The following is a 25,927-nucleotide window of genomic DNA, read 5'->3' on the forward strand; positions in this document are numbered from 1 at the left end:
TTAATCCTTTATTTAAAACGTTCTGTAAGCTTATCCGCAGGTGCCAACATGCTATCCATCGCTACAGCGGGTTTAGGTGCCGTTGTAATCAGCATTCCAACCATTGCCTTGTATGCGCTAGGGTGCACGCCATTAATATTTATGCCTTTTTACTGTAAAGCATATTTGTAAACCGCCTCAGCACTGTCCATAGCCACCACACCAACCAGCGGCTTGACCTGTTCGCGTGCTTCAAACAACGCAGTAACATCCTTTACCGCTGCGGCACGGATTGAATCGGCATCCATAGCCGGCTTGGATTTTTCTGCATCGTCCGGCTCTTCGTCTTCTGCCTTTTCTTCCTTATTATCAGATTCCTCATCTTCGGCGGTTTTTTCTGTTTCATCTTCGTCTTCCGCTTCTTTTGCCGGCTCTTCCGTGTCACTGGCAGCGGGTACCAGCATATTGTCTGCAACCGTTTTAATCACTCCCTCGACAACATCCGGCGTAATATCGCCATCCATGCCCATAATAGGCTTTAGCACTTCTGCTACAGCCTTAACTGCACCTTGTTTCAGCTTCATTGAATTCTCCATAAGTCCGATTGGTAAACCATCTGCAATAACTGCATCTCTTCCTATCCGTCCGCGTTCAACCATGGCGACATGATTGCCGTGGATATTCCTCATAATTCCGTCATATTTCTGTCCCTCAAATTCGCCCGAAGTCATATCTACGGTGTAGGCATATCCGGCAGACAATTCGTTCAGCTTTTCGTTTTCAATCAGTGCAATGGCTTCTTTGTCAAAAATACGCAAGCTGGCATAAACATCGTTACCCTCTAGCTGTGGGTTAATTACTGTTCCAACCGTAATATCGTTATGTGGCTCTTCTGCGCTGACTGGCGTATGCCTGAGCAGCAATTGCACCCCGTTAAAAGAAAGGAGAGCTTTTTCAAGCTCTCCCTTGTCACGTAGCAGGTAATAAATTTTGTCCGGTTGCAGTTGCAGCCTTTCGTAATCCGGTATTTCCCGCCCGAAATACGGATTAACGGCAGCCTTACTGATAATTGTTCGTTCAACCAGTAAATGTCCGTTACCATCATAAGAACGCATGGATTTATCCATAGCCAGAGTTTTTTCGGTCATTGTCCTATCCCGTCTATAATGCTTTTACTGCCGCAGCGGCAATTAATCAGCATGCCCGGCTGTACCCATTCGCCGTCCAGATACATTCCTTTGCTCACCTCAAATACTTTACCGTTTGCCTGTAAATGTGATTGCCGTGGCTTTTTGCTGCGGTGTGAATGCAACCAGATTGCTTTGGTAATACCCAGCTCCTGCCGTTTGGCGCATTCAATGACCGCATGCGCCTTTGCCCCCTGATCTCTTGCAATCAGTTCAGCACGGCGTTTACTGATGTCATAATTTTTTTCAAGTTCTGTTGCTAGCCCTGAAAGGTCATAACCGCTGGTAACACACTGCCATACCTGCTTCTGTACCCGCTCCAGATACTGTGAAGCAATGGATTTAATCTCCCCGACATTAGTTTCAATTGTCGCTTGTAACGCTTCACGCTGATATGGTGTTATCTGAAACCGGACAGTAAAACCGGCTTTACGCATTTGTGTTTTTAACAGGCTTTCGTAGTTAGTTACGGTTTTACTGACAAATGCCTCAGCAATTTCCGGTGCCAGCCTGTCCAGATTGTCTGACCATTTAGACGCCAGAAAATCAACTATGTGGGCAACCCAGTCGACTATTCCGTCCATAGCCATCTGAGCCTTTTCCTGAGCAGCACGTTTGCGAAATTCTGTCACCAGCACCTGATTCACTTCATCGGAAATCTGATTAAGCAGTTTAATAAGTGCTTTGCGGTAGCTGTTTTCTATGCCGGCATTAGGCCATAGTGCCGGCAGTGTTGTCGGCTTCTTCCTGATTATTGCCATGATTAAAATCCCACTGCGGCTGTTCCGGTACGTCTTCCACATCAATACCTGAGTAATCGCCGCTTTCATCTTTAGCCAGACGCGCGCGTACTTCTTCCTGAGAAAGCACGCCGGCGTTAATCAGTGCATTGTCTCTTTCTGCTTTAATTTTATCGGTGTTGGCTTCCTGCTCTTTATTCAACTGCTCCAGCGGTTTAAACACAAAGACAATCTGCGGGTCTATTTCCCCGAATAGATCAAGCTGAATCAGTTTGATAATGGCAGTAAGCTGTGGCAGTAAATGCGCTTCCTGCATACCGGAAATGTACTCGTGATAAACCTGAATCTCACCATCACTACTGGCGTTTAATCCGCTTGGCGTAATCCCCAGCAATTTAACCAGCGGCGTACGGCTTGGTGCGGCCATTTGTTCCTGTGATTTTTGCAGCAGGTTATCCAGCGTGGATAGCGGTGTGTTGAATTGGAAAAACTCTTCATTATCGTTATCCAGCAGCATCAGATTCTGATTACCGCGTAATTGCGAAAACAGTTTGGAGCGCAGCAGTAACTGAGTAACACCATCATCACCGCCGGCCAGAATATTGCTCATATCGGTTTTAATGCCGGTGAGTGAAAACGAATGAATCAGCTCAGACACGCTGTCGACTGTGCGTTGCCACCTTTCCACATACGGCTGCATAAGCTGCAACATGGATATACCACTAAAGTTATATGCAGGCTTAAGCATATCCGTTACCGGACGCATAACTAGTGTTAGCAAACGGTCTGCATGTACCTCTTCGCCCATAACAAACCATTTTGACGGCTTAAAGAAATCCGCAGCAGTTGCATCACTGGCGTTGTAAAAGCTTGGTGTTGTCCAGATCGGCTCAATCAGTTTAAGCCCTTTAAGGCAGCCTTTACCCAGTACCGCCTTATCAATCAGCAGCGGTATGTCTTTTTGGTTTTCATGCCCTTTGATATTAATGAATATTTGCGAACGCCCGAAAATCATTTCATTTTCAATATGGCGGCGCATCAGCTCACGAATATTCAGTGCTTCCATACGCGCTTCAATGCTTTTGATTTTGTCGCGGTAGTCTTTGTCGTTGCTGTCACTGGCGACTTTGACTTCGCCCCATGTGCGGGTCATTTCCTGCGCTGTGGCTTCATAAACGCAGCGGTAATCCGTAGACTGAGACATGCTGGCTAGTGCCTGATACCCGATAAAACATGGGTAAAAGTGAGGCGCATTAATATCAAAAGCATATGAAGATGTGAGACTGTCCTGAGCAATAGCCGGCTTTCTGCCCTTCGGTACCACACCGGCAGGAATATCAGGCATTTGGTAGCCTTGTGGTCCGGTATTCGCTGATTGCATTTCTTGCATAAAGGCAATTGCCCGCTCATTGGCCATACTTTGCTTATGCTTGGCTTCCAGCTCAAGCTTTTTAAGCCGGTTAGCCTCTTCCTGCGCAGCCAGCTCACGCTCTCTTAGTTTGTTGCGTTTCCAGAATTTCATCATAAATTATTCAGACTGTTAGGATTGATATTTAAACCAACGGATACCGGAGCAAAAGCCATGATTAAGGCATCGGCACGGTTAGGTGATGGAATGCCGCGCTTTTTCATATCCTTTTTACTTTCTACCCGTACCCGCCCGTTATCGTCATAAGCCACCTGTGGCCGGCTTAATTCAGCCTTAAGATATTCAATATCCCTGATACTTCCATCCAGACTGATCAGCTCATCCGCAGGGTAGCTATCGCCTTTCTCAACTGCGCGCCACGTCTTATAAAACCGGTCACGCACATGCCACCATGCCTGCGCTTTGATATTGGCAAACATATCTTTGTTCTTTTTAGCCGGCATATACAGCGATTCAGGTTTATAAACTTTGCCGCCGGCATTAAATCCCACTGTCTGAATGCGGCCTTTTTTACGCGCAAACTGAGCTTTGACGCCGGCACCCACACCAATACTGTCATATATAACCTTATCAATATTGGTTTCCATTGCGTCCTGATAGACTTTATCAGCGGAATAGATGACATCCTGTCCGCGCCATTCATCCATACAGAACACAATCGAGCCATGCCGCCCGACTGTTGCGTTAGCGTCTTCGCCCTCGTCTGCCACATCAAACCCTACAATACGTTTGCCTGCTGCGGTTAAATCCAGACGGGTATGCGCATTTACTGCCGCCTCAATCCATGCCGGTTTAATAATAGCCAGCTCACTGTCTGCCACCGGCTCACCTAGCCAGATATGCCGGTACAGCTCGTAATCCCGTTCCTTGCATGCTTCCATTTCTATCCGCAGCACTTCTGGGAAGTTTGGGTTATCGTAATAGTTGGCTTTAATAACAATTGCGTTATTCGGAGGACGGATTACAAATCGCTGGTGTGTATCGTCCAGCATATTTTTCGGATTGTAAGAAACCCATATCTCACTGCCCGGCGTACGGATTGTAGGGATCAGCGTATCCCACATCTCCTGAGTGATACTTTCCGCTTCTTCTATCCAGCATACGCCGGCACCCTCAAGTGATTTAATCTTCCCCGGATCATTCTTAATCCCGAAAAAGATAAAGTTTGTGCCTGTCCCTCTATGGATAATGGTTGATTTCTGTACTTCAAATTCATCATCATAACCAAGGCGGGAAATAGTATTTGAGAGTAGCTTGTGTACTGAATCAGCAATTGATAGCTGTAATTCACGTACACACGGGATAGTTGTCTTTGTACGTCTGGCTATTTCAATTGCCAACTCTGCGAACATCCACGACTTGCCCGATCCACGACCACCATAAGCAACCTTGTAACGTGCTGGTCTGGCAAATTTGGCAAAGTGTTTACTAATCATCTGCCTGCTCAAATATCGCACTAATCGGGCGCGTTTCTATTTTTAACTCACCTGATACAGAGGTCTTTTCATTAAACGCCTGTACAGTTACATGCTTGCCCAGTAATTCAAGATTCTTCACCTTGTCCGGCCATTTAATCTTTTTGAGAATACTCTGACCATCTTCTTTATCCATCATGGTAAGTACATCAAAGCCGCTTAATGTCTTTCTCCATACTTCCGGCCATTCCTTAACCGGCAAAACCGAGCCATCAGCATTAAGAATGTCCGCCACATCCATCTGGTCAATCTCAACTAGACGTTGCAGAACATAATCGGCATTAATCTGTGTACGCATACAGCGTTTTTGCTTTGCTTCGTTCAGTGCCTTTACAATGTCAGGTTTTCTGAGGTTTTCATGCCCTACTGCACTTGCCGTTCTGGCACTGTATCCTGCCCTGATTGCGGCCTGTGTGGCATTGAAATCTATTAGATACTCTTCAACAAAACGCTGCTGTTTTTCTGTTAATCCGCTCATGGCGGAGTTGTTGGTATCCACCATGGCAATCTCCAATAAAAAAGCTTACGTGTGCAAGTAGGCTTGTCTCTTTTTGCCGGTTAATATGCATACACCAACAAAAAAGCGGATTAGCTATTAGCCAACCCGCTATAAATAAATATCATATGTAATATAAGTAATTTACTACTTAACCAAACAAAAAAGCCCAGAGTCTCTGGGCTTTATTATGCGTGGACGGGAACAGGTATTTTTATGCGTCCTTTATTTGCGATTTATCAGTAACTCTATTAATTACTATCTCTTTTTAATATATTTAAAAAAGTCTCATTTCGTGCTTTTGCATCAGCAAATATACTATTTGATGAAATAAATGTGACATGAGTATTCGATCCTTGTAAGTAGCCATAATACATACATTCATTATTACTAAAGACTTTTGTAAACGCTCTATTAGTCATAACTCTTTCAACATCTCTGTCATCAGCCTTAAAATCACAAATAATATAGCAATAGAAATTATTTATTTTAACAATTTCTTTGAGTTTCTCTTTATATTCATCAACCTGATCGATCGCAGAAAGTTTTTCTTTATAATCGATATTTCCTTTTTTGAACTCAATCAAGACAACATCTTTACGTAAATCGCTATCCTCAGGGTTATTATACAAAACAAATAAATCGGGTCTTTTTTGCGATATACATTCACAATCTTCGCTTCCTATATCAGATTTAATTGTTTTTATTGTTAGATCAGATGCAACATAAGCATAAGACATAAATTTATCATCTAACAACCAAATATTGTTGAAATATAAGTGTTCTGGGTTTGCAACATCATAAGATTCAGTAGATATTTTCTGAGGGAAGAATAACTCATGCAGAATTTTTTCGTTTTCATCTGAACCCTGTAATTTAAGTCCTTTTTGAACAATTAAATTTCTATGAAAGATATATTTAGCCAGTTCGTGCTTATTCTGTTCAGATACCTTTTCTGCTATTTCATCAAGACTAGCGGTGTCATTATTAAGCAGTCTGATTAGATTATCTTCTTCGCGATCCCTTCTCTCACGGTAGCTTTTAATAATCTCTGTTTCATTGAAAGAAACATCATTGATATCGACCTTATCAAAATTTATGTAACCAAATTGTTCTTTCAATTTTTCTAATTGAGCTATATTTTTTTGCACCAATTCTGGTTCATTTGCTCGAACAATATTAAAACAGGCTCTTTTGATTAAATCATCAAAATTTTTATCAGGTGTTGAATTCAGAATATCCTGCTGTGCTAATTCTTCATTTGAGTCAAAGTCAAATTTCGTTCTTTCAGGGTTAGCTTTCCGGTCGAAATAATCAGAAGTTACAGCAAAAAGATATTTTTTGTCAAGATTACTCGAGTATGTCATTGTTTTAACAGCTAGATTATTAGCACAGTATAAAATATCAAGCTCTGATTTCTTATCTTCCAAGAAAGTATAAATATTGAATTTACAGTTATTACTTTCAAGTTCGCTTTGTTGGATACAGTGAATATCGGAACTGTTAATTTTGCCCAATAATTCGCCATTAACTAACAATCTGATATTAATAGGCTTACTTGTCTCTTTCTGTTTTAAAAACAGTACAAGATTAAATGTCTTTTTTAAAAAAGTCAGACATGCCTGAGCCTGTGTTTTTGGGTGCTTTAAATTCAGCTCGCAAAAAGTAATTGTGGTATAAGGATCTGGTTCAATTGCTTCTTGAGTGCTTACACTTTCAAGATTGGAATCATAGGAAAATTCAAACTTAATGTATTTACCTGCATCTGATACACTTTCAATATTGACAGAACGTGCTATTTTCAGAAATGAGAAACGACCAAGACCTTTCCCTCCTAGATTTATTTTATTTTCAGTACCTACTTCAAAAAATGCATTAAGATTTTTACTGTTTAACCCTTCACCGTTATCACTCACGATGATTTTATAAAGATTACCCAGATTAGAACTCTCATTATCAATACTTTGATTGTATTCATATTCTAAGTTAATACGGATATCAGTCGCATTAGCCTGAATACTGTTCATCACTGCTTCTTTTAAGACATCATTGACCGTCACATTCTTATAAAAATGAGACAACATTCTTTTGACATTTGTTTTCATAAGATCAATGTTTTTTTTAGTGGAAAGTATTGTCATATAACTTTAATATTGCATTCTACCCTAAAATCAATCATTAAGGTTATTATAAGCATTCAATTTAAAATTTCATTTAGTTTCAATAACTTTGACCATTTACCCGTATTTATTTGCCTAAAATAGCAAAATCTTATTACTTCTCTGTGTCAAACCATTAAAGAAAGCCATAATCAATTTAAACAAGCCGGTCTTAAATAACACCGATTGCTATTAACTCAGAAAGGTGCATATGTTTCTCTACATTGCTATACACAAAGATGAAAACACCGGTTACGGTGTAACAGTGCCCTCTTTACCCGGCTGCTTTTCATATGGTGATACTTTAGAAAAGGCTATTGAAGAATCTAAACAAGCCATCTTATTTCATATCGAGGGTTTACTTGAAGAAGGCATAGAACCTGAAACAAATCAGCCCGACCTTGCCACTCTCATTGATACCCCTGAGTATGCAGGTGCACAATGGTTTGGTATCGAGGTGAATATTGATCACCTAACCCTTAAACCAGAACGATTTAATGTTAGCTGGCCTAAATACCTTTTGAACAAGGTTGATACCTACGTATCACAAACCCACGATACCCGTTCTAACTTTCTTGCCAAAGCCGCACTTGAGAGAATTAATAGTGCCAATCAAAACGCCGGCATAGCTAAATGATATCCGGCATAAATCTTCAAAATGCTATTCCCAGTGAGGTAGTAAGCCTTATTTTTGATAATGGCTCTACACCAGCCCGTGCATGGCGTGAATACTTACAGCTTACTCAGGAAGAATGCGCCAGAAAGTTAAGGATATCTCAGGCAGCATACTCCCAGCTAGAAACATCAAACAACCCACGCAAAACCACAAGAAATAAGCTGGCTACTGCACTAGGGATTAATCCTGAACAACTGGACTGCTGAACATAACAAAAACCAGCCTTTTTGGCTGGTTAATATGTATATTGAATCGCGCGAATAAGGTTTATATATCTTTATCTAACGTCTTATCCGAAACATAGCATAATTATAAATTTTCACTCCCGCTTTTTCAATGCTAAAAGCTTGAATATTCCAAATTTTTACCTAATTTAACTAAAATATCACTCATTCCGACTTCCAGCTTATCTATACAGTCACAATGCAGCTTGTTAATGATGGTTTTAACATGGGATAACTTCCTGTTCAGCCTCTGCGCTCCCCAGTCGAATTTATCCTGTAGCTGTATATAGGTTTTATTCTTGGTAAAAAGGTATTCCAGCAAGGTATCGCACTCTAACGGCTGGATATATGAATCTCTGGCTATTACATAGTTTGTTAAATCAATTATGCCAGACAGGTTATAGCCGTATTCTGCATTAATCAGCGTCCATTCAATATCATTTAAAATACGTTCTACACGGGTTAATAGCATGGAGCTGTTTGCATGCATATCATGCTGGCTTAGCCCTGATTTACTTCTGTCGACTACGCCTCTGGATTTAATCCATTCCTCAATGCGTGCTGAATTACTTTTACCCATGATTAGCGTATTTTTTATGAAAAACACTTCACACAGCATGTGATCTATTGATGTATACATGTTTTCTCCATGGCCGGCTTAACTTGCATCTGCATCTTTCTCTACGAAAAACGTTACTGGCTTTTTTAATTCTTTTATTCCGCATATAGGATTAACCCATACAGGCTGCTTTGAATACTGAGCCTTTAATGCATACAGAGGTACGATCAGGCTGTTAAATATTACGATAGCAATATCCAGCAGCCATGAAAGGTAATATCTATGGTGTATTTCCGAATTTTCAAAATTTGGATTGATGTATATAGGGCAAAACAAAAACCAGCCGGTGTGTGTAAATTCAACTCTTTCAAATTCCATTTTTCTACCTCAGTTTATTTGTATCAGATTATTTGCATTCAATAGCAGTTGCGTCCTTAGTACGCCCTCTGCGTGGTACAGGTGCGCGGTTTCTACATCCAGTATTGTTGTTCTTCTATCCGCCTCATCATGGCAGGCACTGCATGCGTATGCGCCTAATAGATCACTGGGTTTAATTCCGGTACCGCAACTGCCTGCCAGCCTGTAATGAGCGAAAACCACTGTTTCAGGATTACCATTACAAATACCGGGCATGCGTACCTGACATTGCTGCCCTCGTGCTGATCGGGTGATTTTGCTCATGATTAATTCCCTAAAGATAAAAGCTGATCAATAGCCTGCTGCGCCTCATCTTCACTGGAGAAGCGGTTACATAAAATCATGTTCCAACAAACGGTGAAGCAGGCTTGATAGAAGGCGTTAAACTCGTTCTGATCCATACTGGCAAAACTGATTGATTTAGGTTCTCTCACTACGCCAGCCGGTGTTACGCGATAATTAAAATATCCGGCTTCAATAGTTAGCCAGCGACGAAATGAATCAATGTCTTTGTCTATAACGGGTAGTTTTTCGGCGCGCTTTTTAGCCAGTAAGTTAAGTGCTTCCTCTGCGGCTGTAACAATAACGCCTTTATTACCGGCGAACTTATCCAGTCTCTTAGCTATCCATATCACCACATCCCGTTCTTTAGGGCTGATAACTCCGCCTGCCGGTTGCCAGTAATCAAAAGCAAAAGGCAGTAAGCCGCCAAAGAATAAACGGTGATGGGGCAGGCTGCGGTCTTTTTGTCTTGTTACTTGTATCTTTACCGCTTGCCCTACTTTAATTCCTTTGAGCCTATCGGCATCAATTACTGAAACTGGTCGCAAGCTGTTATCAACTGCCTTAACTGCTACAAATTCCATGATTAAAATTCCTCAATGCTCCAGCCACCGCCGTTCTTCTTGGCTTGGCGTTTTACCGCAATAAATTTAAGCGGGTACATATCAGCGGCTACTTTGATTTTTACCCTTGCATCATCCTGCCAGAAGCCTTTTACTTCGTGCATTTCCATCGTGCCATCACTGCGCATCACACAATAATCCGGTGTGTAAAAGGTGTTATCTGCCAGCCTGAGTTTTACGCCTTCAAACCGGTACCAGCTTATTGATCCGTCCTGCATGGCCGGCTTTAATACTTCCAGCTCATATGCCTGTTCTGTTTTGTTTTTTTGTCCGGTTTTTAATCTTCCAAGTGCGTAAAAATTTTTTGACATCTTTTCTCCAGTATTTATTTTTCCAGTTTCTTAAGCCGCGCAGTTTTGCTTCAATGTTATCTGGGCTTATATAGATTTCTGCTAGAGCGCAGACTTCTTGAAAACCTCTACTCCTGAAATAACCCATTTCCTGCTCAACCGCCCTATCCAGATCTCTGGAATCGCCTATAGCTTCAGTAGCGTCCTACAATGCCTGAATAATGACCATTCCCCATAAGGCTCTGCATGCGTGATATTGTTCATAAGGGGATTCAACATAATCATCCGCCTGCTTATCCATGCTGCCTCCTGACATACTTACTCCGCTTATTATTTCGGGCTTCCCACTCTTCGCGCTTTATTCTCAGATCTTCGGCTATAGGCTCAAATTTATTGTTTGCACATTCTCTGCGACCGGGGAAGTAGTGCCATTTTTCATCATGAGCACAATAGCCAAATCCGCGCGCTGCCATTTCGTGTGGGACATATTCGCCTTTATTATTTTTTTCTCTCAGTATCCAGTGACGGCATGCTATACAGGTACTCATATAACCACCTGCCTTGGATTCTCTCCCTCAAGCACCGCCTCAATTTCATTTAAATACTTCTGAGTAACGGCAAATTTAATATCGACTTCGGCGAGAAAATCAGTGAGTTCGGCGATCCTTTTTTTAAATTCTTCAATATCTGTATCATTGGTAACGATACCTTTAAATTCATTAAATGCCGCCTTTATGCCTTTTAAATATGCAGCCTGCACTAATGCTATCCATTGAGCACCCTGATAATCTCCGATAGATATGAAGTGCTCGATTTTTTCAGACATTCCAAATAGATCTGCATTCATCTCTTGTTACCCTCAGTCATAGAAAGCAACCACACATGCGCGGCCTCTTTGATATATTTAATTTTCATTTTTTACCTCTACGCTTCTCAACAGCCAGAATGAATGCTTTCATAGCCTTTTTATTTTTATTTTTATTTTTATTTTTCTTCATTCCGCACCAAATAATTGGAATTGCCAAAAACGGGAAAAACAGGATAAATATCAAGATAACAGGAGCAAATACACCGTTGTCTTCTATAAATCCTTTAAAGTTTATGATTCCATCCCAGATAGGCTTAAATATTGCCTTTAGCGTGTCCACCCATATAAATACCCACGCCAAGAAAGCTATTTTTAAATTACCCACGATATGATCCCCTGTTAATTCAGCGCGCATTTTTGCGCTATCAAATTAAGCAGATTTCCCAACCGGGCTTTGCCCTCTTCTTTTTGTTTATCGGTTAGAAGATTTCCGGCTTCAATATTCATACGCTCTTCGCCTGCCGGCAGTAAAGCCAAGGCATAATCGTTTGTAATTTTTCCAGTTGCCGCAGCTTCTGTGACTAGTTGCGCTAACTGTTCTTTATCAAGCCCTGCGCTAACGTACCAGTCTGGCTGTATACTTTTTGCCTTCTTCTCACTAACGATGCGCTCATATGCGGTTTTGAACGCAAGCCCTGTACGGTATTTGTCTCCTGCGTTGAATAGTGCTGATGCGCTTTCTGCTGCATGCATAGCTGTGTGAGTTGTTAGGATAGACAGGTGTTCGTTCTCCCAGCCTGCAACCAAAGTGTTAAATGCTTCTTCTGCGGATTGCCAGCCATCATCTACGCGTTCCAGTATTGCTGCTAGTGTTAATCGCCCTTTCAGCTCACGACGGCAACGCTCGAATGCAATTAAAACTTTATCCAGTGGGTAAGCCAGCAAGTCTTCAGCCATAACTGCCGCTGCATTAGCTGATAGCTGCGTACCGGTTAATTCAGCGGTAACCGTTATCGCTTGTATGATTTTTTCAGCCGGATTGATTTCTTTATTTGTATTCATCACGCTAACCCTTTTGCTTTCAGGATTGCCATTGCACCGTTAGCAGATTCATAATTGCTTTGTGTCTGATCAGCTTGGCGTGCCTTTGTTTGCGTCATCTGTTCCCCGCGCTGCATGTCTGTCAACACCTGCTGATAGGAGTTAAGCAAGCAGCCAAAATCATGTCTGCGCTTCACAAACCAACTATCATTGTGGGATAGAAAATATTTAGCCAATGCCAGTGCAATATCTTTCCCGACATATCGAACGAATATTGCAACCTGTCCCCATGTTTTGGCATTTGGAAGAGGTTCGCATCCATAACGATTTTTATAGGCTTCCACGTAAGCTTCCCAGCAAGCGACGTTATCTGGCTTAGCCTGTGATTTTTTCTGCGCTGTTTTCTTTTGTGGCAACCCTGCCTGTGACGCGGGTGTAACCCCGTCACCAATATCTGATGGTTCTAATTGATGGTTAATTGATGGTTCTTCTTTAAAGGAATGTGCAGAATTTGCACATAACTCTGTCGTATTTTGCACATTGGTAGGTGCAGAATTTGCATGTGCAGATTCTGCATGTGCAGAATTTTCACATTGGCTTTTATAATTATTCAAATTGATTGTGTATGAGTTACTTTGTCTGCTACCGGCTTTTTGCCTGCGTTCAGACGTTAAAATACCGCAGCTTTCAAGCCGCTTAATTTGATTAATTACAGAGCGGTAACTCATGCTGCATTTGCTTGCCAGAAATGCCTGACTTGGATAGCAAACGCCATCATCATTCGCATGGTCGCACAAGGCTAATAAAACCAGCTTTTCACCTTGCGATAAATCCAGTTCCCATGCCTTGGACATTAATTTAATACTCATATTTCACCTTAATTTAAACTAACCAGTGAATAACGGGCGTATCGTTTCCCTGATATGTCATCTTTTATGATTAATGAATTAATGACATAGCCTTTCTGTCGTAAATCGTAGATACGCGCACCTAGTCTCAGGCAATTAAATTTGCGCATGGCTTCTAAGGGGGTCAAAACATTACCTGCTTGCAAGTAATTCAGAATCTGATCTGTTTGAGAATTGCAATTTTTGATCATCATTTAAACTCATCATTTATTTGGCGGTTAGGGAAAACTAACAAAACAGCTGAAATGCCTGTTATTTTTTCTATTGCTTCTGCTTTTCTGGGCGGTACATTATTTAACCCTTTAACCCAGCTATTCACTGTACCTTTGGAAACATTCAATCTTCGAGCAAGCTCAGCTTGACTTCCGAGTTTCTTAACAGCCATTTGTATATGTTTATTCATAGAACGAATCCTGTTACAAATACAATAAGTCTATTTTAAATTCACATTTAAGTCAATCTTAAATGTACGACAAAAATCTATTTTAGATATACTCTTTTACAAAATTTTGGGATGGTTTTTTATGCGATATAACATTGGTAGTTGGGTTAAAGAAGCACGATTAAAAGCGAACTTGAGTCAAGAAAAATTAGCATTTGCCTTGGATGTTGGCGGTAAAGGAACTGTTTCAGCATGGGAAAAAAACAAGAATGCACCTTCGTTTGAGATAATGATTAAGATTTCTGATTTATGTGCCTATCCATTACCGTACATTGAACCTAAACAATTATCTGATAAAGAAACAAAAGTTAAAGAGGGGTTTATTCAGCTGAAACTTCTAGATGTGAAAGCAGCTGCTGGTACAGGTGTAATCAATAGTGAATATCCTGAATCAATTAATTTGATATCAGTATCTGAAAATTGGGCAAGAAAAAATATTGGTAATAACTTAAATTCCATTTCCATAATTACGGTAATTGGAGATTCAATGTCACCAACTTTCGAAGATGGAGATTTGTTGTTTGTAGATGAAAAAGTAAATTACTATACTTCTGAAGGAATTTATGTTGTATCTTCGTTTTCGGGATTAAAAGTAAAACGGCTAGAATTATCAATTAATGGGGAGCTAAGAGTTATAAGCGACAATAAAAATTATCCTATAGATATTTTCAAAGATGAAGAAATAAATTCGCTTAATATCTGTGGGAAAGTTGTTGCTACACTTAGAATTAAAAACATCTAGATATTAAGAATAAAGAGTTGTTGCCCTTGTTATACCAAAAACGGGTTTATAAGAGAATCCACTTTAACTAATGAAGTTAAGAGATAATAAAACGGATCTAACTTAGACTACTTCAGCAATTATATAGTTAATTGCTTTTTGTTCATGAATTAGCAGAGTATTGCCATTCAATATGCGTGAAATTTGATACTCTTCTACCTCGTAGGACAAAGTTATACAACGATCACTAATAAATAAACCGCTATTGAAAGCGGTTTTTTAAACTAATTACGAAGTTTGAATATAACTTCATATGCGATATAACATTGGGCAAAGATAAAAATAACCATAATTAAGGTGGTTATTTTTTAAAAAGAAAATAGAGTGGTAATTAGCAAGCAATTTTCAGATAAGAGGAGAAAACAGGCTTGTAATCATCTGGAATCAACGTTTTTAATTGCTCGATTACTCGGTTATCTTTGGGTAGATGAATAATTAATTCATTAATCATTGCCTCAAGTATTTTTTTACGATTCCATTGTTCTTTATAATTTGATGAATTTATTTTCTGGGAAATAGACATTAATTCTTTTTTTCTATTATAGGCATATTTCATTGTAATATTAGATGTATCGTTTTCATAAGTATCTGAAAAAGTTAAAACCAAAAAAAACAAATTATCTTCTTTGTAAGTTTCAATCTTTGTGTATTCTTTTTCAAATATTGCTGTAATTAATTCTTCAGGTTGAACTCCTTTAACCATACAAAAAGCGATTATTTTATTAATTTTTTTTATTATATGAGTATAGTTGTTCATTTAATCATCCTTTCAATTTCTTTACCTAATTCCATTAGATCATCGATTGATTTTAAAAGAGTTTGATTATCACGATCTTTAACTGCTCCATATTTTCTGTACAATTTTGAATTAATAAATTTAACTAATATAGCATCATTAGTATCAGTTGTCTGTATATTGCGGATAATATGTTTAAATTGTGAATATAACTCAGAACCCTTTTCTTCTAAATTTTTACTAAAGAGTATTTCGGCAACCATATCTTGAGTACGATTTTTTAAACTCTCTCTCAATATTTTCCTTGCTTGATCTGGTCGTTTTGATAATAGCAAAGGATCAATGTTTTCTTTTGATTCCTTTTCCGTTTTTTCTTTAATAATTTGTTTTCTAATAATTTCTAATGTTTGTTCAGAATAATTTGGATGAGTTTGTTTTAATTCTTTTATTGCCTGCTCCGCTTGATTGAGAATTTCTGCTCTCTTTTCTTCAAAAAGCTTGTTAAAATCAATATCATCAAGGTATGATTCTGACTCGGTTGGATAAACATTATTGCTTTCTACAAAAGCTAGTATAGCATCTCTTTCAATATAATCTCTTTCAGTAAAATTATATTCTCTATTGCATGGGCGTCGAGCTATTTCAACCTCTTTATGATAAAAATCCCACATTTTATTAAGACCAATTTCTTCATGAAAAATTACTATGCCATTATTATCAATTTCGAAATTTTCGGATTCTGGAATAACTCGCAAAATTCTTCCAACGACTTGGGCAAACGCGTTAAGACTTCGATATGGCCTAAATATTGCTAGAATTGAGAGATATTTATGGTCATAACCTTCCATTAACATATTAACAGAAATAACAGCATCACATTTATGCTCTTCAATTTCCATAAAAGCTTTAGCAAGTTCTTGTTGTTCCATTTTACTATGTACAATAACAGAATTTATACCTTTCTCCTTATACCAATTAAGTAGATCTTTAGCATGTGCTATGCTACAACCAACTGCTAAAATTTTATGGGGAATTTGGGGAGATAATCTTTTAATTTCTTTAAGTTGTTTAATACTATGCTCTATAACATCTAACGAGCATTCTTTGGATAAAGCGATACTTTTTTCAATCCATTCTTTATCATCGAATTTGAGTACTTCTTCTTTCGTTAATTTTTTATCTGGTTGTTCAGGTATTTTGAAATATAATTCCTTGGCAGTAATAGTTTCTTTTCGAAGCCATTTAACATATTTATAACGCATAGCTTCGGATAGCAGTGTCTCATGAATTTTTTTGCCCGGAATTTCTTTACCATCACCTCTATACGGTGTCCCTGTAACATGTAAGATTTTGGCATTGGGGAATTGAGTAATGATTGTTTGCCAGCTTTGGGCTGGAGCATGATGAGCTTCATCTATGATAATTAAGTCAAAAAAATTATTTGGTACTCTATTTATTAAACTTCTATTGTTATGGGTAGAAACAATTTTTTGTATATTAGTAATAATAATATGACTACTGTATAAATGCTCGTCTGACAATTCAGCAGAATATTCATTAACAATTGGGATATCTTCTCCCTTAAAAATAACATCATAGTTAATCCAGAAATTATTATCTAAGGGGTCTTGTGTCTTTTTTATACTATTTTTTGTAACTAGACCTGGGGTAATTATTAAAACCCTTTCACGAGCCACTCCAAAAGGGGCAATTGAAATTAATCCACTTTTACCGGTACCTGTAGGTAAAACAACTAATGCCTCTTTATTTTTTCATCACTAAAAAATTCCTTTATTTTTATATAGGCTTCAATTTGTGGTGTTCTCAGTTTCTTATTACCTTCAATATTTACTACTGTATCAAAAAAATACGACATTTTATCTCCATATATATGTAAAATGTTAATAATTAAATATATTTAAAATCAATAGGTAATACATTAAAAAGCTTTTCATGAATAATTAACCAGCCTTTTGGAGAACTGTGCAGCTGATTCGTAGTTTAAAGCATTAATGCCTTTTGGATAATGATTTACAGTCGCTTATATTTGGCAGTACTCTACAAGTCATGAACAAATGCGGTAATGCGGTGTTGCCTGTAATCTTATATTTTGGAATAACAGGTGCAACTGCACTTTATTCTTAATATCTAGATGTTTTTAATTTTTAGTCTAGTAACAACTTTTCCGCATATTTTTATTGAGTCTATTTCATGACTCTTCAGCGTTTCACTAGCGTACTTTGGGTTATCGCTGATAATAAGTAACTCCCCATTTACAAGCTTTTGTAACCTTTTTACCTTTAAACCTTCTGTAGACATATAGACGTAAACCCCATCATCTTCATAGAAATTTATTGCTTGATCTACAAATAGCCAATCACCACTATTAAATGTTGGCTGCATTGAATCTCCCGAAGCAGTAATAACTGAAATTGATTCGAGATTATGGCCAAGTTTATTCTTAGCCCATTTTTCTGAAACCTCAATTAGCTTTACTGATTTAGGATAATCATTGTTATCAAAACCATTTCCAGCTTCCGCTTTAACATCGAGTAAAGTTAATTGGATATAACCTTTTTGAGGTGTTGTATGAGCAGATTCAACTGGTTGGTCAAACCACCCTCGAGGAAGTTTCAAAGCAATTTCAATTTCACGGGCTGTGTCCGATTTCATTGAACGTGCTTTACCAGTTTTTGAGTCTGCAGAACCATTAATCCACTGGCTAATTTGCGCAGGAGATTTATCAATGCGCTTACTTAATCCTGTTTGACCACCGTACTCCTTGGAAAGCATTAATAATCTCTCTCTGTACGTTTCTTCAATGGTTTTCATAATTAAACTTTCATAAATAATTATTAGCAATTTGCTAACAAAAATAAATGTGCGATACGCTTAATTTATATATAGCGAAACACTAATATTATTAATATGAATAGCTAATTAGAAATTAGATGAATGTTTAAACAATATGTGTATCAGATCGTTGCAGAAGATCAAGAATTCTAAATAAACAGCATTCTAATTTTTTTATAGAAATACTTGAGTATATTTTTTGATGTTCTCAAAATTTCTTGAAACAGCTTCACATAAAATTTAACAACAACAATACCTAAATTGAAGCCACAACTTTAGTTGTGACATTTAGTATTAAAGAGACAAAACTAAATCCAATAATTAAATTCAACGATTTATCAAATAAATATTCATTTAAATCAAATACATAAATATTAAATCGACCATAATATCAATTTTAAATTGATTTAAATGTCAATTTAAAATATACTAAACCTATCAAACAAACACAGACACCGATGACCTCAGTATGAAAAAGAACTGGGGAAAGGAAGCAAAAGGAAATACAGGCTAGGTCGCCACGCTTCATAAGTTGATAGCAAAATGTATTGTTTATTGATCTTTTAATGAGTTTAAAAATCTCAGCGCATTTATCAATGGTAAGTGCGCTTTAGTTTTTAAACTTGTAGCAGTCAATTTAAACGCCGCTATCACTTAGATATATTTGAAAGGAGTTAGTTATGTTGGAATTTGTCAGACTCTCAAACGATGGAACTACATATCCTGTAGCCCGCAAACACCGTGAAAATGGATATATTGTTTTGTTTTTTTCTGAAAGACATGGAGTAGTTGTTGATCGTTGTTTGACTATTCTAGTAAAACCAGGTGAAATTTCCTCTACTTGGACATCTTGTCATGATAGTGAACGTTGGGAACCCGTAGAGATTACAATTACAGGATAAAATAAAGCCAGCTTATTAAGGCTGGCTTATTAGGTAAAGTTTCAATTACATGTTTTTTAGATATTCAAGAAACATTTGACTTGCAATTGTGACATTTGAAAATCCGAAATCTATACACTTAGTTATAAAATACTCCCCACCATTTTCTTTTAATTTCATTAAAAGTGTTTTCTTATTTTCTTCTGTAAGATTTGAAGCATTAATAATGGATTCAAGCTGTTGGAGAGTATTGGAGTGTAATTTAACTGTAATTGAGTTGATTTCATTGCCTATAGGATCATTTGTAGCATAATTAAAACCCTTAGAAGTAAGTCGAAGATTTGGTGGAATTAGAAATGGTCCACTACAATCGCTATCACGAGCATTTGATGGAATCATTCCCTCTCCAATGAAATATGTAACAGCACTGATTAAGTTATCATAACCGTACTTTTCTCTAAGCCTTTTGTATTCATCTAATGGCAAAGCGTCTAAACGATATTTAGCTAATGTAGATAACAAATCTTTTCTTATCTCTGAGAATTCTTCATTCATAAATATTCTCCGTGCTAGATTGTTTTGGGGAATTCAATTCTAGCACTCGCACAATGGCAGTGAGTGCTTAACCACCTGCCCACTAAACCAAGCCCCAAAATCGCAACGCATTCAATTAGTAAATTGAGTGCGTTTTAGTTTTTGAGCTTATAAAAATCAAAGGAGTAAGAAAATGTTACAAGTTTACGTTTACAACCCTGATCCATCCGGATACCGGGAAATGATGCAGTATGAAGAAGATTCGCAAAGAGCAAGTGACGCAGCCGAAGAAAAGAAACAAGAAATACTGGAAAAGCTTGAAGACGATGAACTGATAGATATTGCAGCGGAAGCTTTTGGTGAATTGTATGGCACAGAATATTCTGATGAAGCGGACAAGCTTATAAATGAAATAGTTAAGGCGCTTGTATTGGGCTGCCATAAAGATATGACAGTAAGACAGCTATTAAGCCATCTTTCATTAGAAGCAGAAAAAATAGTAACTGATTATATTTTAACGCATGCTAATTAAATCAAAAGCCGGCCAAAACGCTGGCTTTAATTTTGCAACCAAGCTAATCAATCCAAGCACATTTAAACAAAGTGTGCTTGTGTGGATTAGTAGACATGTATAACATTATTTAACCTTTATTGTGTGCTGTGCTAACATTTTGATATATAAATCAAGGGAGAAAATAATGGACTTTAAAAATTTATATGCACTTTTAAATATAAAGCCGACAGCATCACAATCAGACATTGCCAAGGCAATGAAGCAAGCAGCTCAGCAACAAACAATTACTTTAGAGAATTTAAAACTATGCAAACTAAATCTTTTAGATATTGAGGCGCGCAAAAAATACAATGCGCAGCTATTTGCTGAATATCCGGAACTTTTAGCCCCTCCGCCTGAACCAAAACCGGAACCAGAACCCGAACCGGAAAAAGCAGAAGAAGCAGAGCCATTAGCACCAGCAAAGACAAAGCAGAGCAATAAAAAACTGTATCTGATTTTGGCTGCTGTAGTCGCTGCAATTGCGCTGATTGCCGGTACGGTAGCTTACTTCAAGCATTTTAAACCTATCGCGGACGCAAAAGAGGCGGTTAGAGATTCATTGATGACCCCTGATTCAGCCAAGTTTTATAAAGTTAAAAAGGTTGTAAACACCTATAATAAAAAGATATATGTTTGCGGTGAAATGAATTCTGGAGGTTATGCTGGTAAAAAAAAATTTGTATATGAATTAAAATCTAAAAAAGTCACTGTAATCCCAAATATAAGACCAGATAATCTAACTGTTGAATATTATTATAGGACTTTATATAGAGTAGGCTGTTTAAATGCTGATCCTGACGAATTGTTTTAAGGTAATGGAAACTTTAGGCGATTATGAGGACAAGGTTTCCCCTTTAATTGAGAAAAGAAATGCTTCAGAAAGTAGTTTTGAAAGAGAAGAGCTAGCTAAATCTATAGATAGCATATTTGCAAAAGCAAAAGCAGTAGAACAAAAGCTAACAATTTATACAGATAGTGATGACGATTGATTTAGTTATCGCAGCATATGAATAAGTAATAAAGTAAGCAACACAAGCCAGCTAATAGCTGGTTTTTTATTAGCTATAGAGGTGATATATGTTTGCTGTATATGGAAAATCATTACAAAAAGAAAGAACCAGAAAGTATAGATGTTGCAAATACAAAATATCAGATGAAACAGCAATGCGGGCGTTTAAGAAAGATACAGGAGCGTATCAGATATCTCCAGATTATTCATCTGAAAAACAGTGCTTAGAGTTTATTGACTTAGCAAAATCGTACCCGGAAGTTAGATGTTTATACACTGCTAAATTAGACAGAGCAAGAAACAAAAAAGGCGAAGTCATTATCAATGAAAAAATAAGCAGACCAAAAATGAAATACTTCCGATTTAAGGATATCCCTAATCAATAATTTAACCCATGTAACAGCAATAACGAGGGAGTTGTACATGATTAAAAATTCTATAACTGCATTTATTGCAGTTTTTTTAATGTCTGCTTCTCTTTCAGTGTCCCTTGCTTTGTCTGATAAGGAGCAATTAGAGATGCAGCGCAGTTATACGGCCAGACAGATGTAGCAGAAAGAATACCAGGCAGATATGGAATTAAAACGGTTAGCGGATACATATGCGCGTATGAGTGATAGCGAACGCATGAAAGGTGATGCAGAGCTTGAATGATTTTAGGTGATGATTGTTGACATTCCTGCCCTGCTAATAGCTAGCTAATCACAGAATAAATTATCAGAAATTTTAACCAGTCCTAAAGCCCATTGATTAAATGGGCTTTAATTTATGGAGCTTTAAAATGAGTACACAATTAATTGCATTAGCAAATAATTTAGCTAAATCGCTTGATTTAGCAGACGGACAAGGCTTGATTGAAACGTTGAAAAAAACAGCCTTTAAAGGTGCTGTAACTGATGAACAAATGGCTGCATTACTGATTGTTGCTAATCAATATAAATTAAATCCGTGGACTTCTGAAATCTATGCATTCCCAAGCAACGGTGGCATTACTCCGGTTGTAGGTGTTGATGGATGGGCTCGTATTATTAATGCTAACCCACAATTTGACGGGATGGATTTTGAACAAGATACAGAAAGCTGTACATGCCGCATTTACCGTAAAGATCGTACACACCCTGTTTCTGTCACAGAATTCATGGACGAGTGTAAACGCAATACACAGCCTTGGAAATCACACCCAAAAAGAATGTTACGGCATAAAGCGATGATTCAGGCTGCACGTTTGGCTTTCGGTTTTGCCGGTATTTATGATGAAGACGAAGCAGAAAGAATCAAGGATGCTAAAGAAGGAGTTAAACCTGATGAGTTAAACCCTTTCAAAGGCGATATAGATAATCCGGATCGGGATAAATTGATTAAAGAGGCAGAAATTATTGCACAAAAAGGTGATATCGATTTACTCCGTAATCACTTTAAATCATTAGATAAAGCATCACGAAATATCATAGGCAGTGATGAAATGCTTCGTCTTTCAGATATTGCAAAAGAAATTGCTGATCGAACAATTGAGGCGGATGCAATGGAGGTTAATGATGGAACAACGAACTGATGAATGGTTTGAAGCTCGCCTTGGTAAAGTAACAGCCAGTCGGATTTATGATGTTCTAAGTAAAACCAAATCCGGTTACAGTGCTACACGTAAAAACTATATGGCTCAATTAATATGTGAACGCCTAACAGGTAACAGAGAAGAGAGCTTTAAAACTGCAGCTATGCAAAGAGGTAATGACATTGAACCTAAAGCACGTGCAAGATATATGCTGGAAACTGGTGAGTTAGTTGAAGAAACAGGATTTATTAATCACCCTACTATCAATATGTCTGGTGCTTCACCTGATGGTTTAGTTGGAGAAGACAGGCTTATTGAAATCAAATGTCCTAACACTGCAACACATTTGGAATTTTTACGTACTAAAAAACCTAAACCAGAATATTTATTACAAATGCTCTGGCAAATGGCTTGTACAGGCCGGAAATGGTGTGATTTTGTTTCATATGATGACAGGGTTCCGGAACATTTATCTTTTCAGATGGTGCGCATCAATCGTGATGATGAACGAATTAAAGAGATTGAAGAAGAAGTGCAAAAATTTTTGCATAAACTTGATGAACAAATTGATGAGCTGGATATTGTTATGGAGGCATAAATGTCAGTTAACAAGGTAATTCTGGTTGGTCGCCTTGGGCGCGACCCTGAAACACGATATATGCCCAATGGCGACGCTATAACGAATTTCTCGCTAGCTACTGATGAACAGTGGCGTGACCGTAATGGAGAACGCCAGACACGTACAGAGTGGCATAACGTATCCCTGTACGGCAAACTGGGAGAAATAGCTAACCAGTACCTGAGAAAAGGTAGCCAAGTGTTTATTGAGGGAAAAATTCAGAGCCGTAAATATACCGATAAAGATGGTATCGAACGCATGGCATACAATATTATCGGCAATGAAATTAAAATGCTGGGCAATCGTAATGATGGTTCTGATTCTGGCAATAATAACGCTGCACCGCCTACATCGAACCCACCACCACCAGCATCACGCCGGCAACCACCTCAACAAACACCAATACCCGCACCAATAGATGATATTGAGGATGATATCCCGTTTTAAATAATACAGATAAGACATAGCCAGCACCTTAGCTGGCTTTTTTATATGGAGTAAAGACAAATGGATACTATCGAAACACGCAAACAAAATGAGCAGGAATTAAAATTCGATATTGTTTATTCATATTATTTTGAAAAATTCATGAATAAATTTTATTCACGGCTTGATAAGCTAATATTATTTATTCTGATGGTTTTGGCTATTATCGCAATAACCGGCACATCTAACGTTGTGTTTATTGGCTCAGTATCCGCTATCCTGATATTTGTTTTAATTGTCTCTCAAGCCGGCGCCCGTGCTCAGGCGACTAAAACCATATACCAAGAGTATTTTAACCTGTATCAGAATTTCGATAACGTTGATATGGATACCATTAAACGACGGTTTAGAGCAATTCAAGAGAAAGAAAACGAAGAAATTAACTGCCTTGCCTATCCTGCCCATGCAGCGGCCGTGCAGCTTTTAGGGATGACCCCGGATTATGGTTATAAAGAATTACACAGAGGATTAAGCACGCTTGAAAAACTGTACGTATTGTTTATTGGTGAAACAATAGAGTATGAATTTAAAAAAGAATCTAATCCGGCTGCCTAAACCAAACAGCGGCAACGTTATCGCTAATCCAAGCCAGCAATAGCTGGCTTTTCATTTAGAGAGATTAATATGATCAATACTTGCCTATTTGGTGATGCCGAGCAATGCCTAAAATCTCTTTTACCCGAGTATGCAGGCAAAATACAAATGTGCGTTACCTCACCGCCCTACTTTGGGCTGCGCGACTATGGTTTACCTGGTCAAATCGGTATAGAAGATACCGTGGAAGAGTATGTACAAAAGCTTGTTAGCGTATTTGATATTGTATGGGATTTACTAGCCGATAATGGTACCTTGTGGCTGAATTTAGGCGATAGCTATGCAGGAAGTGGCAAAGGACGATATAGCAATAATCGGGCTTATCCTACTGGAATGCAGGCTACAAATAAAGGCAATGTATCAGGAAAGCTTAAGAAAACTCAATTATCTGGAAATTTAAAGCCTAAAGATTTGATTGGTGTACCGTGGTTAGTAGCTTTCGCTTTACGGAATAGAGGCTGGTATTTGCGTCAAGATATTATCTGGAACAAGAAAAATGTTATGCCTGAACCAATAAAAGACAGATGCACCAGATCACACGAATACATTTTTCTCTTTTCCAAGAAAAGAAAATACTTTTTTAATCATGAAGCCATCAAAGAGCCAACTGTATACCTCAAGGATCAAAAACGAAACAAAAGGAGCGTGTGGACGCTACCTAATCAAACTGCACATATTAAGCATAATGCTGCATTCCCTCCAGATTTAATCATTGCACCTATTTCTGCGGGAAGTAATGAGGGGGACATCGTTTTAGATCCTTTCATGGGTAGTGGTACCACGGCAGGCGTTGCTTCTGGGTTAAAAAGGAACTGGATTGGCTGCGAGTTGAATGAAGAAAACAAAGATATTCAAACAGACAGAATCATCAAATTACAAACCAAAATACGAAATGAAAACAGCCAGCATATGCTAGCTTTATAATTTAAAGGAAATTAAATGAGTATTAAATCAGACAAATGGATACGCCGTATGAGTGAAGAACACGGCATGATTGAACCGTTTGAACCTAATCAGATTAAACAGTTAAATGGTGAAAAAATCATTTCCTATGGTACTTCCAGCTATGGCTACGATATTCGCTGCGCACGTGAATTCAAAGTTTTTACTAATATCAACAATACCATTGTTGACCCAAAAAATTTTGATACGCGTAATTTTGTAACTGTTGAAGACGACTTTTGCATTATTCCGCCTAATTCGTTTGCTTTGGCACGTACTGTGGAATATTTCCGTATCCCGCGCAATGTCCTTACTGTGTGTCTGGGTAAATCCACTTATGCACGTTGCGGTATTATCGTTAATGTCACGCCATTTGAACCAGAATGGGAAGGCTATGTAACTCTGGAGTTTTCCAACACTACACCGCTACCGGCAAAGATTTATGCTAATGAAGGCGTGGCCCAGGTACTTTTCTTTGAAAGTGATGAAGAGTGCGCTACTTCTTACAAAGATAGAGCTGGTAAATATATGGGACAAAGTGGTGTAACACCTCCAAGAACCTAAATCGTGCAAGTAATACGTAAAAGCAGTCAAGAAAATACCCTAGCCGCTTAAAGCGGCTTTTTAATTAAGCATTATTAATGAACAC

The 25,927-nt window shown here is 38.1% G+C and carries 37 protein-coding genes and 1 pseudogene; 15 read left to right on the forward strand and 23 right to left on the reverse strand.

Translation table 11 applies throughout. The annotated features are described in order from the left end of the window. Positions 1–149 precede the first annotated feature (149 nt). From H3U82_RS06830 to H3U82_RS06855, 6 genes are all read right to left on the reverse strand, one after another. Positions 150–1,127, reverse strand: a complete 978-nt coding sequence (locus H3U82_RS06830) for a DUF2213 domain-containing protein (RefSeq protein ID WP_198209765.1) — start codon at positions 1,125–1,127, stop codon at positions 150–152. Next, positions 1,124–1,927 (reverse strand): phage minor head protein, encoded by an 804-nt coding sequence (locus tag H3U82_RS06835; protein WP_110413937.1) that lies wholly within the window; start codon positions 1,925–1,927, stop codon positions 1,124–1,126. Before H3U82_RS06835 ends, H3U82_RS06830 begins: the two co-directional genes overlap by 4 nt. Beyond that, entirely contained in the window at positions 1,878–3,431 is a 1,554-nt protein-coding gene (locus tag H3U82_RS06840; protein ID WP_198209767.1) for an anti-CBASS protein Acb1 family protein, read from the reverse strand. Before H3U82_RS06840 ends, H3U82_RS06835 begins: the two co-directional genes overlap by 50 nt. Further along, complete coding sequence (locus H3U82_RS06845) at positions 3,428–4,771, reverse strand: PBSX family phage terminase large subunit (RefSeq protein ID WP_198209769.1); 1,344 nt, start codon at positions 4,769–4,771, stop codon at positions 3,428–3,430. Before H3U82_RS06845 ends, H3U82_RS06840 begins: the two co-directional genes overlap by 4 nt. Beyond that, positions 4,764–5,312, reverse strand: a complete 549-nt coding sequence (locus tag H3U82_RS06850) for a terminase small subunit (RefSeq protein ID WP_198209771.1) — start codon at positions 5,310–5,312, stop codon at positions 4,764–4,766. The genes H3U82_RS06845 and H3U82_RS06850 overlap by 8 nt, the downstream gene beginning before the upstream one ends. A gap of 245 nt (positions 5,313–5,557) precedes the next feature. Next, positions 5,558–7,411, reverse strand: coding sequence for an ATP-binding protein (locus tag H3U82_RS06855; protein WP_171991485.1), 1,854 nt, complete (start codon positions 7,409–7,411; stop codon positions 5,558–5,560). Positions 7,412–7,676: 265 nt separating this feature from the next. On the opposite strand from H3U82_RS06855, the gene H3U82_RS06860 reads away from it, so the two are divergent. Both H3U82_RS06860 and H3U82_RS06865 read left to right on the forward strand, forming a co-directional pair. Then, entirely contained in the window at positions 7,677–8,102 is a 426-nt protein-coding gene (locus tag H3U82_RS06860; protein ID WP_078474675.1) for a type II toxin-antitoxin system HicB family antitoxin, read from the forward strand. Beyond that, positions 8,099–8,347 (forward strand): helix-turn-helix domain-containing protein, encoded by a 249-nt coding sequence (locus tag H3U82_RS06865; RefSeq protein ID WP_078474676.1) that lies wholly within the window; start codon positions 8,099–8,101, stop codon positions 8,345–8,347. The genes H3U82_RS06860 and H3U82_RS06865 overlap by 4 nt, the downstream gene beginning before the upstream one ends. Positions 8,348–8,480: 133 nt before the next feature. On the opposite strand, the gene H3U82_RS06870 is transcribed toward H3U82_RS06865, so the two are convergent. The 12 genes from H3U82_RS06870 to H3U82_RS06925 form a co-directional block, all read right to left on the reverse strand. Next, positions 8,481–9,005 (reverse strand): hypothetical protein, encoded by a 525-nt coding sequence (locus H3U82_RS06870; protein ID WP_144235823.1) that lies wholly within the window; start codon positions 9,003–9,005, stop codon positions 8,481–8,483. Between the two features lie 18 nt (positions 9,006–9,023). Then, positions 9,024–9,302, reverse strand: coding sequence for a hypothetical protein (locus H3U82_RS06875; protein ID WP_078474678.1), 279 nt, complete (start codon positions 9,300–9,302; stop codon positions 9,024–9,026). A gap of 9 nt (positions 9,303–9,311) precedes the next feature. Then, the gene (locus H3U82_RS06880; protein WP_078474679.1) at positions 9,312–9,605 is read right to left on the reverse strand and encodes a DUF1364 domain-containing protein; all 294 of its coding nucleotides are present in this window, start codon (positions 9,603–9,605) and stop codon (positions 9,312–9,314) included. Between the two features lie 2 nt (positions 9,606–9,607). Beyond that, positions 9,608–10,207 carry a DUF1367 family protein gene (locus H3U82_RS06885; RefSeq protein WP_198209772.1) on the reverse strand — a complete coding sequence of 200 codons (600 nt, stop codon included), beginning with the start codon at positions 10,205–10,207 and terminating at the stop codon, positions 9,608–9,610. Between the two features lie 2 nt (positions 10,208–10,209). After that, on the reverse strand, positions 10,210–10,557 hold the full coding sequence (locus H3U82_RS06890) for a DUF1064 domain-containing protein (protein ID WP_078474682.1): 348 nt from the start codon (positions 10,555–10,557) through the stop codon (positions 10,210–10,212). 272 nt (positions 10,558–10,829) lie between these two features. Continuing rightward, positions 10,830–11,084 (reverse strand): hypothetical protein, encoded by a 255-nt coding sequence (locus tag H3U82_RS06895; protein WP_078474684.1) that lies wholly within the window; start codon positions 11,082–11,084, stop codon positions 10,830–10,832. After that, a complete protein-coding gene (locus tag H3U82_RS06900) occupies positions 11,081–11,383 on the reverse strand; it encodes a hypothetical protein (RefSeq protein WP_198209773.1) in 303 nt (100 codons plus the stop codon). Before H3U82_RS06900 ends, H3U82_RS06895 begins: the two co-directional genes overlap by 4 nt. 64 nt (positions 11,384–11,447) lie before the next feature. Then, positions 11,448–11,759, reverse strand: coding sequence for a hypothetical protein (locus H3U82_RS06905; RefSeq protein ID WP_198209774.1), 312 nt, complete (start codon positions 11,757–11,759; stop codon positions 11,448–11,450). Beyond that, on the reverse strand, positions 11,744–12,406 hold the full coding sequence (locus H3U82_RS06910; RefSeq protein WP_198209775.1) for a hypothetical protein: 663 nt from the start codon (positions 12,404–12,406) through the stop codon (positions 11,744–11,746). The genes H3U82_RS06905 and H3U82_RS06910 overlap by 16 nt, the downstream gene beginning before the upstream one ends. Beyond that, on the reverse strand, positions 12,406–13,254 hold the full coding sequence (locus tag H3U82_RS06915; RefSeq protein WP_198209776.1) for a helix-turn-helix domain-containing protein: 849 nt from the start codon (positions 13,252–13,254) through the stop codon (positions 12,406–12,408). The genes H3U82_RS06910 and H3U82_RS06915 overlap by 1 nt, the downstream gene beginning before the upstream one ends. An 8-nt stretch (positions 13,255–13,262) precedes the next feature. Then, entirely contained in the window at positions 13,263–13,487 is a 225-nt protein-coding gene (locus tag H3U82_RS06920; RefSeq protein WP_078474690.1) for a helix-turn-helix domain-containing protein, read from the reverse strand. Then, a complete protein-coding gene (locus H3U82_RS06925) occupies positions 13,484–13,696 on the reverse strand; it encodes a Cro/CI family transcriptional regulator (protein ID WP_078474691.1) in 213 nt (70 codons plus the stop codon). Before H3U82_RS06925 ends, H3U82_RS06920 begins: the two co-directional genes overlap by 4 nt. A gap of 121 nt (positions 13,697–13,817) precedes the next feature. Here H3U82_RS06925 and H3U82_RS06930 point away from each other — a divergent pair, with 121 nt between their 5' ends. Next, the gene (locus tag H3U82_RS06930; protein ID WP_078474692.1) at positions 13,818–14,477 is read left to right on the forward strand and encodes a LexA family transcriptional regulator; all 660 of its coding nucleotides are present in this window, start codon (positions 13,818–13,820) and stop codon (positions 14,475–14,477) included. Positions 14,478–14,847: 370 nt separating this feature from the next. Here the strand turns inward: H3U82_RS06930 and H3U82_RS06935 are convergent, their stop codons facing one another. The 4 genes and pseudogenes from H3U82_RS06935 to H3U82_RS06945 form a co-directional block, all read right to left on the reverse strand. Beyond that, complete coding sequence (locus H3U82_RS06935; RefSeq protein WP_198209778.1) at positions 14,848–15,273, reverse strand: hypothetical protein; 426 nt, start codon at positions 15,271–15,273, stop codon at positions 14,848–14,850. After that, positions 15,270–16,514, reverse strand: coding sequence for a DEAD/DEAH box helicase (locus H3U82_RS06940; RefSeq protein ID WP_232336140.1), 1,245 nt, complete (start codon positions 16,512–16,514; stop codon positions 15,270–15,272). The genes H3U82_RS06935 and H3U82_RS06940 overlap by 4 nt, the downstream gene beginning before the upstream one ends. Continuing rightward, positions 16,509–17,009 (reverse strand): annotated as a pseudogene (locus H3U82_RS10875) (DEAD/DEAH box helicase); the annotation flags it as partial. The pseudogene H3U82_RS10875 and the gene H3U82_RS06940, both read right to left, overlap by 6 nt. Positions 17,010–17,400: 391 nt before the next feature. Continuing rightward, a complete protein-coding gene (locus tag H3U82_RS06945; RefSeq protein WP_078474695.1) occupies positions 17,401–18,084 on the reverse strand; it encodes a S24 family peptidase in 684 nt (227 codons plus the stop codon). A gap of 701 nt (positions 18,085–18,785) precedes the next feature. On the opposite strand from H3U82_RS06945, the gene H3U82_RS06950 reads away from it, so the two are divergent. Next, a complete protein-coding gene (locus H3U82_RS06950; RefSeq protein WP_144235824.1) occupies positions 18,786–19,007 on the forward strand; it encodes a hypothetical protein in 222 nt (73 codons plus the stop codon). A 45-nt stretch (positions 19,008–19,052) separates the two neighbouring features. Here H3U82_RS06950 and H3U82_RS06955 read toward each other — a convergent pair whose 3' ends face one another. Continuing rightward, positions 19,053–19,541: a hypothetical protein gene (locus H3U82_RS06955; RefSeq protein WP_198209783.1), complete on the reverse strand. Its 489-nt coding sequence runs from the start codon at positions 19,539–19,541 to the stop codon at positions 19,053–19,055. Between the two features lie 172 nt (positions 19,542–19,713). Here H3U82_RS06955 and H3U82_RS06960 point away from each other — a divergent pair, with 172 nt between their 5' ends. The 11 genes from H3U82_RS06960 (at position 19,714) to dcd (ending at position 25,842) form a co-directional block, all read left to right on the forward strand. Further along, positions 19,714–20,052 carry a hypothetical protein gene (locus H3U82_RS06960; protein WP_078474697.1) on the forward strand — a complete coding sequence of 113 codons (339 nt, stop codon included), beginning with the start codon at positions 19,714–19,716 and terminating at the stop codon, positions 20,050–20,052. Between the two features lie 166 nt (positions 20,053–20,218). After that, complete coding sequence (locus H3U82_RS06965; protein WP_078474698.1) at positions 20,219–20,887, forward strand: hypothetical protein; 669 nt, start codon at positions 20,219–20,221, stop codon at positions 20,885–20,887. A gap of 4 nt (positions 20,888–20,891) precedes the next feature. Beyond that, positions 20,892–21,065 carry a hypothetical protein gene (locus H3U82_RS06970; RefSeq protein WP_198209785.1) on the forward strand — a complete coding sequence of 58 codons (174 nt, stop codon included), beginning with the start codon at positions 20,892–20,894 and terminating at the stop codon, positions 21,063–21,065. Between the two features lie 88 nt (positions 21,066–21,153). Further along, positions 21,154–21,471, forward strand: coding sequence for a hypothetical protein (locus H3U82_RS06975; protein WP_198209787.1), 318 nt, complete (start codon positions 21,154–21,156; stop codon positions 21,469–21,471). 37 nt (positions 21,472–21,508) lie between these two features. Then, complete coding sequence (locus H3U82_RS10930) at positions 21,509–21,637, forward strand: hypothetical protein (protein WP_255518452.1); 129 nt, start codon at positions 21,509–21,511, stop codon at positions 21,635–21,637. A 229-nt stretch (positions 21,638–21,866) separates the two neighbouring features. Continuing rightward, positions 21,867–22,637 carry a phage recombination protein Bet gene (gene bet / locus H3U82_RS06980; protein WP_198209789.1) on the forward strand — a complete coding sequence of 257 codons (771 nt, stop codon included), beginning with the start codon at positions 21,867–21,869 and terminating at the stop codon, positions 22,635–22,637. Continuing rightward, entirely contained in the window at positions 22,621–23,235 is a 615-nt protein-coding gene (locus H3U82_RS06985; RefSeq protein ID WP_198210014.1) for a lambda exonuclease family protein, read from the forward strand. The genes bet and H3U82_RS06985 overlap by 17 nt, the downstream gene beginning before the upstream one ends. Then, on the forward strand, positions 23,236–23,703 hold the full coding sequence (locus tag H3U82_RS06990; RefSeq protein ID WP_078474253.1) for a single-stranded DNA-binding protein: 468 nt from the start codon (positions 23,236–23,238) through the stop codon (positions 23,701–23,703). It begins immediately after the preceding gene. A gap of 60 nt (positions 23,704–23,763) precedes the next feature. Next, complete coding sequence (locus tag H3U82_RS06995; protein WP_078474252.1) at positions 23,764–24,297, forward strand: hypothetical protein; 534 nt, start codon at positions 23,764–23,766, stop codon at positions 24,295–24,297. Between the two features lie 69 nt (positions 24,298–24,366). Continuing rightward, a complete protein-coding gene (locus H3U82_RS07000; RefSeq protein ID WP_198209791.1) occupies positions 24,367–25,260 on the forward strand; it encodes a site-specific DNA-methyltransferase in 894 nt (297 codons plus the stop codon). A gap of 15 nt (positions 25,261–25,275) precedes the next feature. Next, positions 25,276–25,842, forward strand: a complete 567-nt coding sequence (gene dcd / locus H3U82_RS07005) for a dCTP deaminase (RefSeq protein WP_078474250.1) — start codon at positions 25,276–25,278, stop codon at positions 25,840–25,842. Positions 25,843–25,927 lie beyond the last annotated feature (85 nt).

The organism is Snodgrassella sp. W8132, from assembly GCF_016100865.1.
Taxonomy (GTDB): Bacteria; Pseudomonadota; Gammaproteobacteria; order Burkholderiales; family Neisseriaceae; genus Snodgrassella; species Snodgrassella alvi.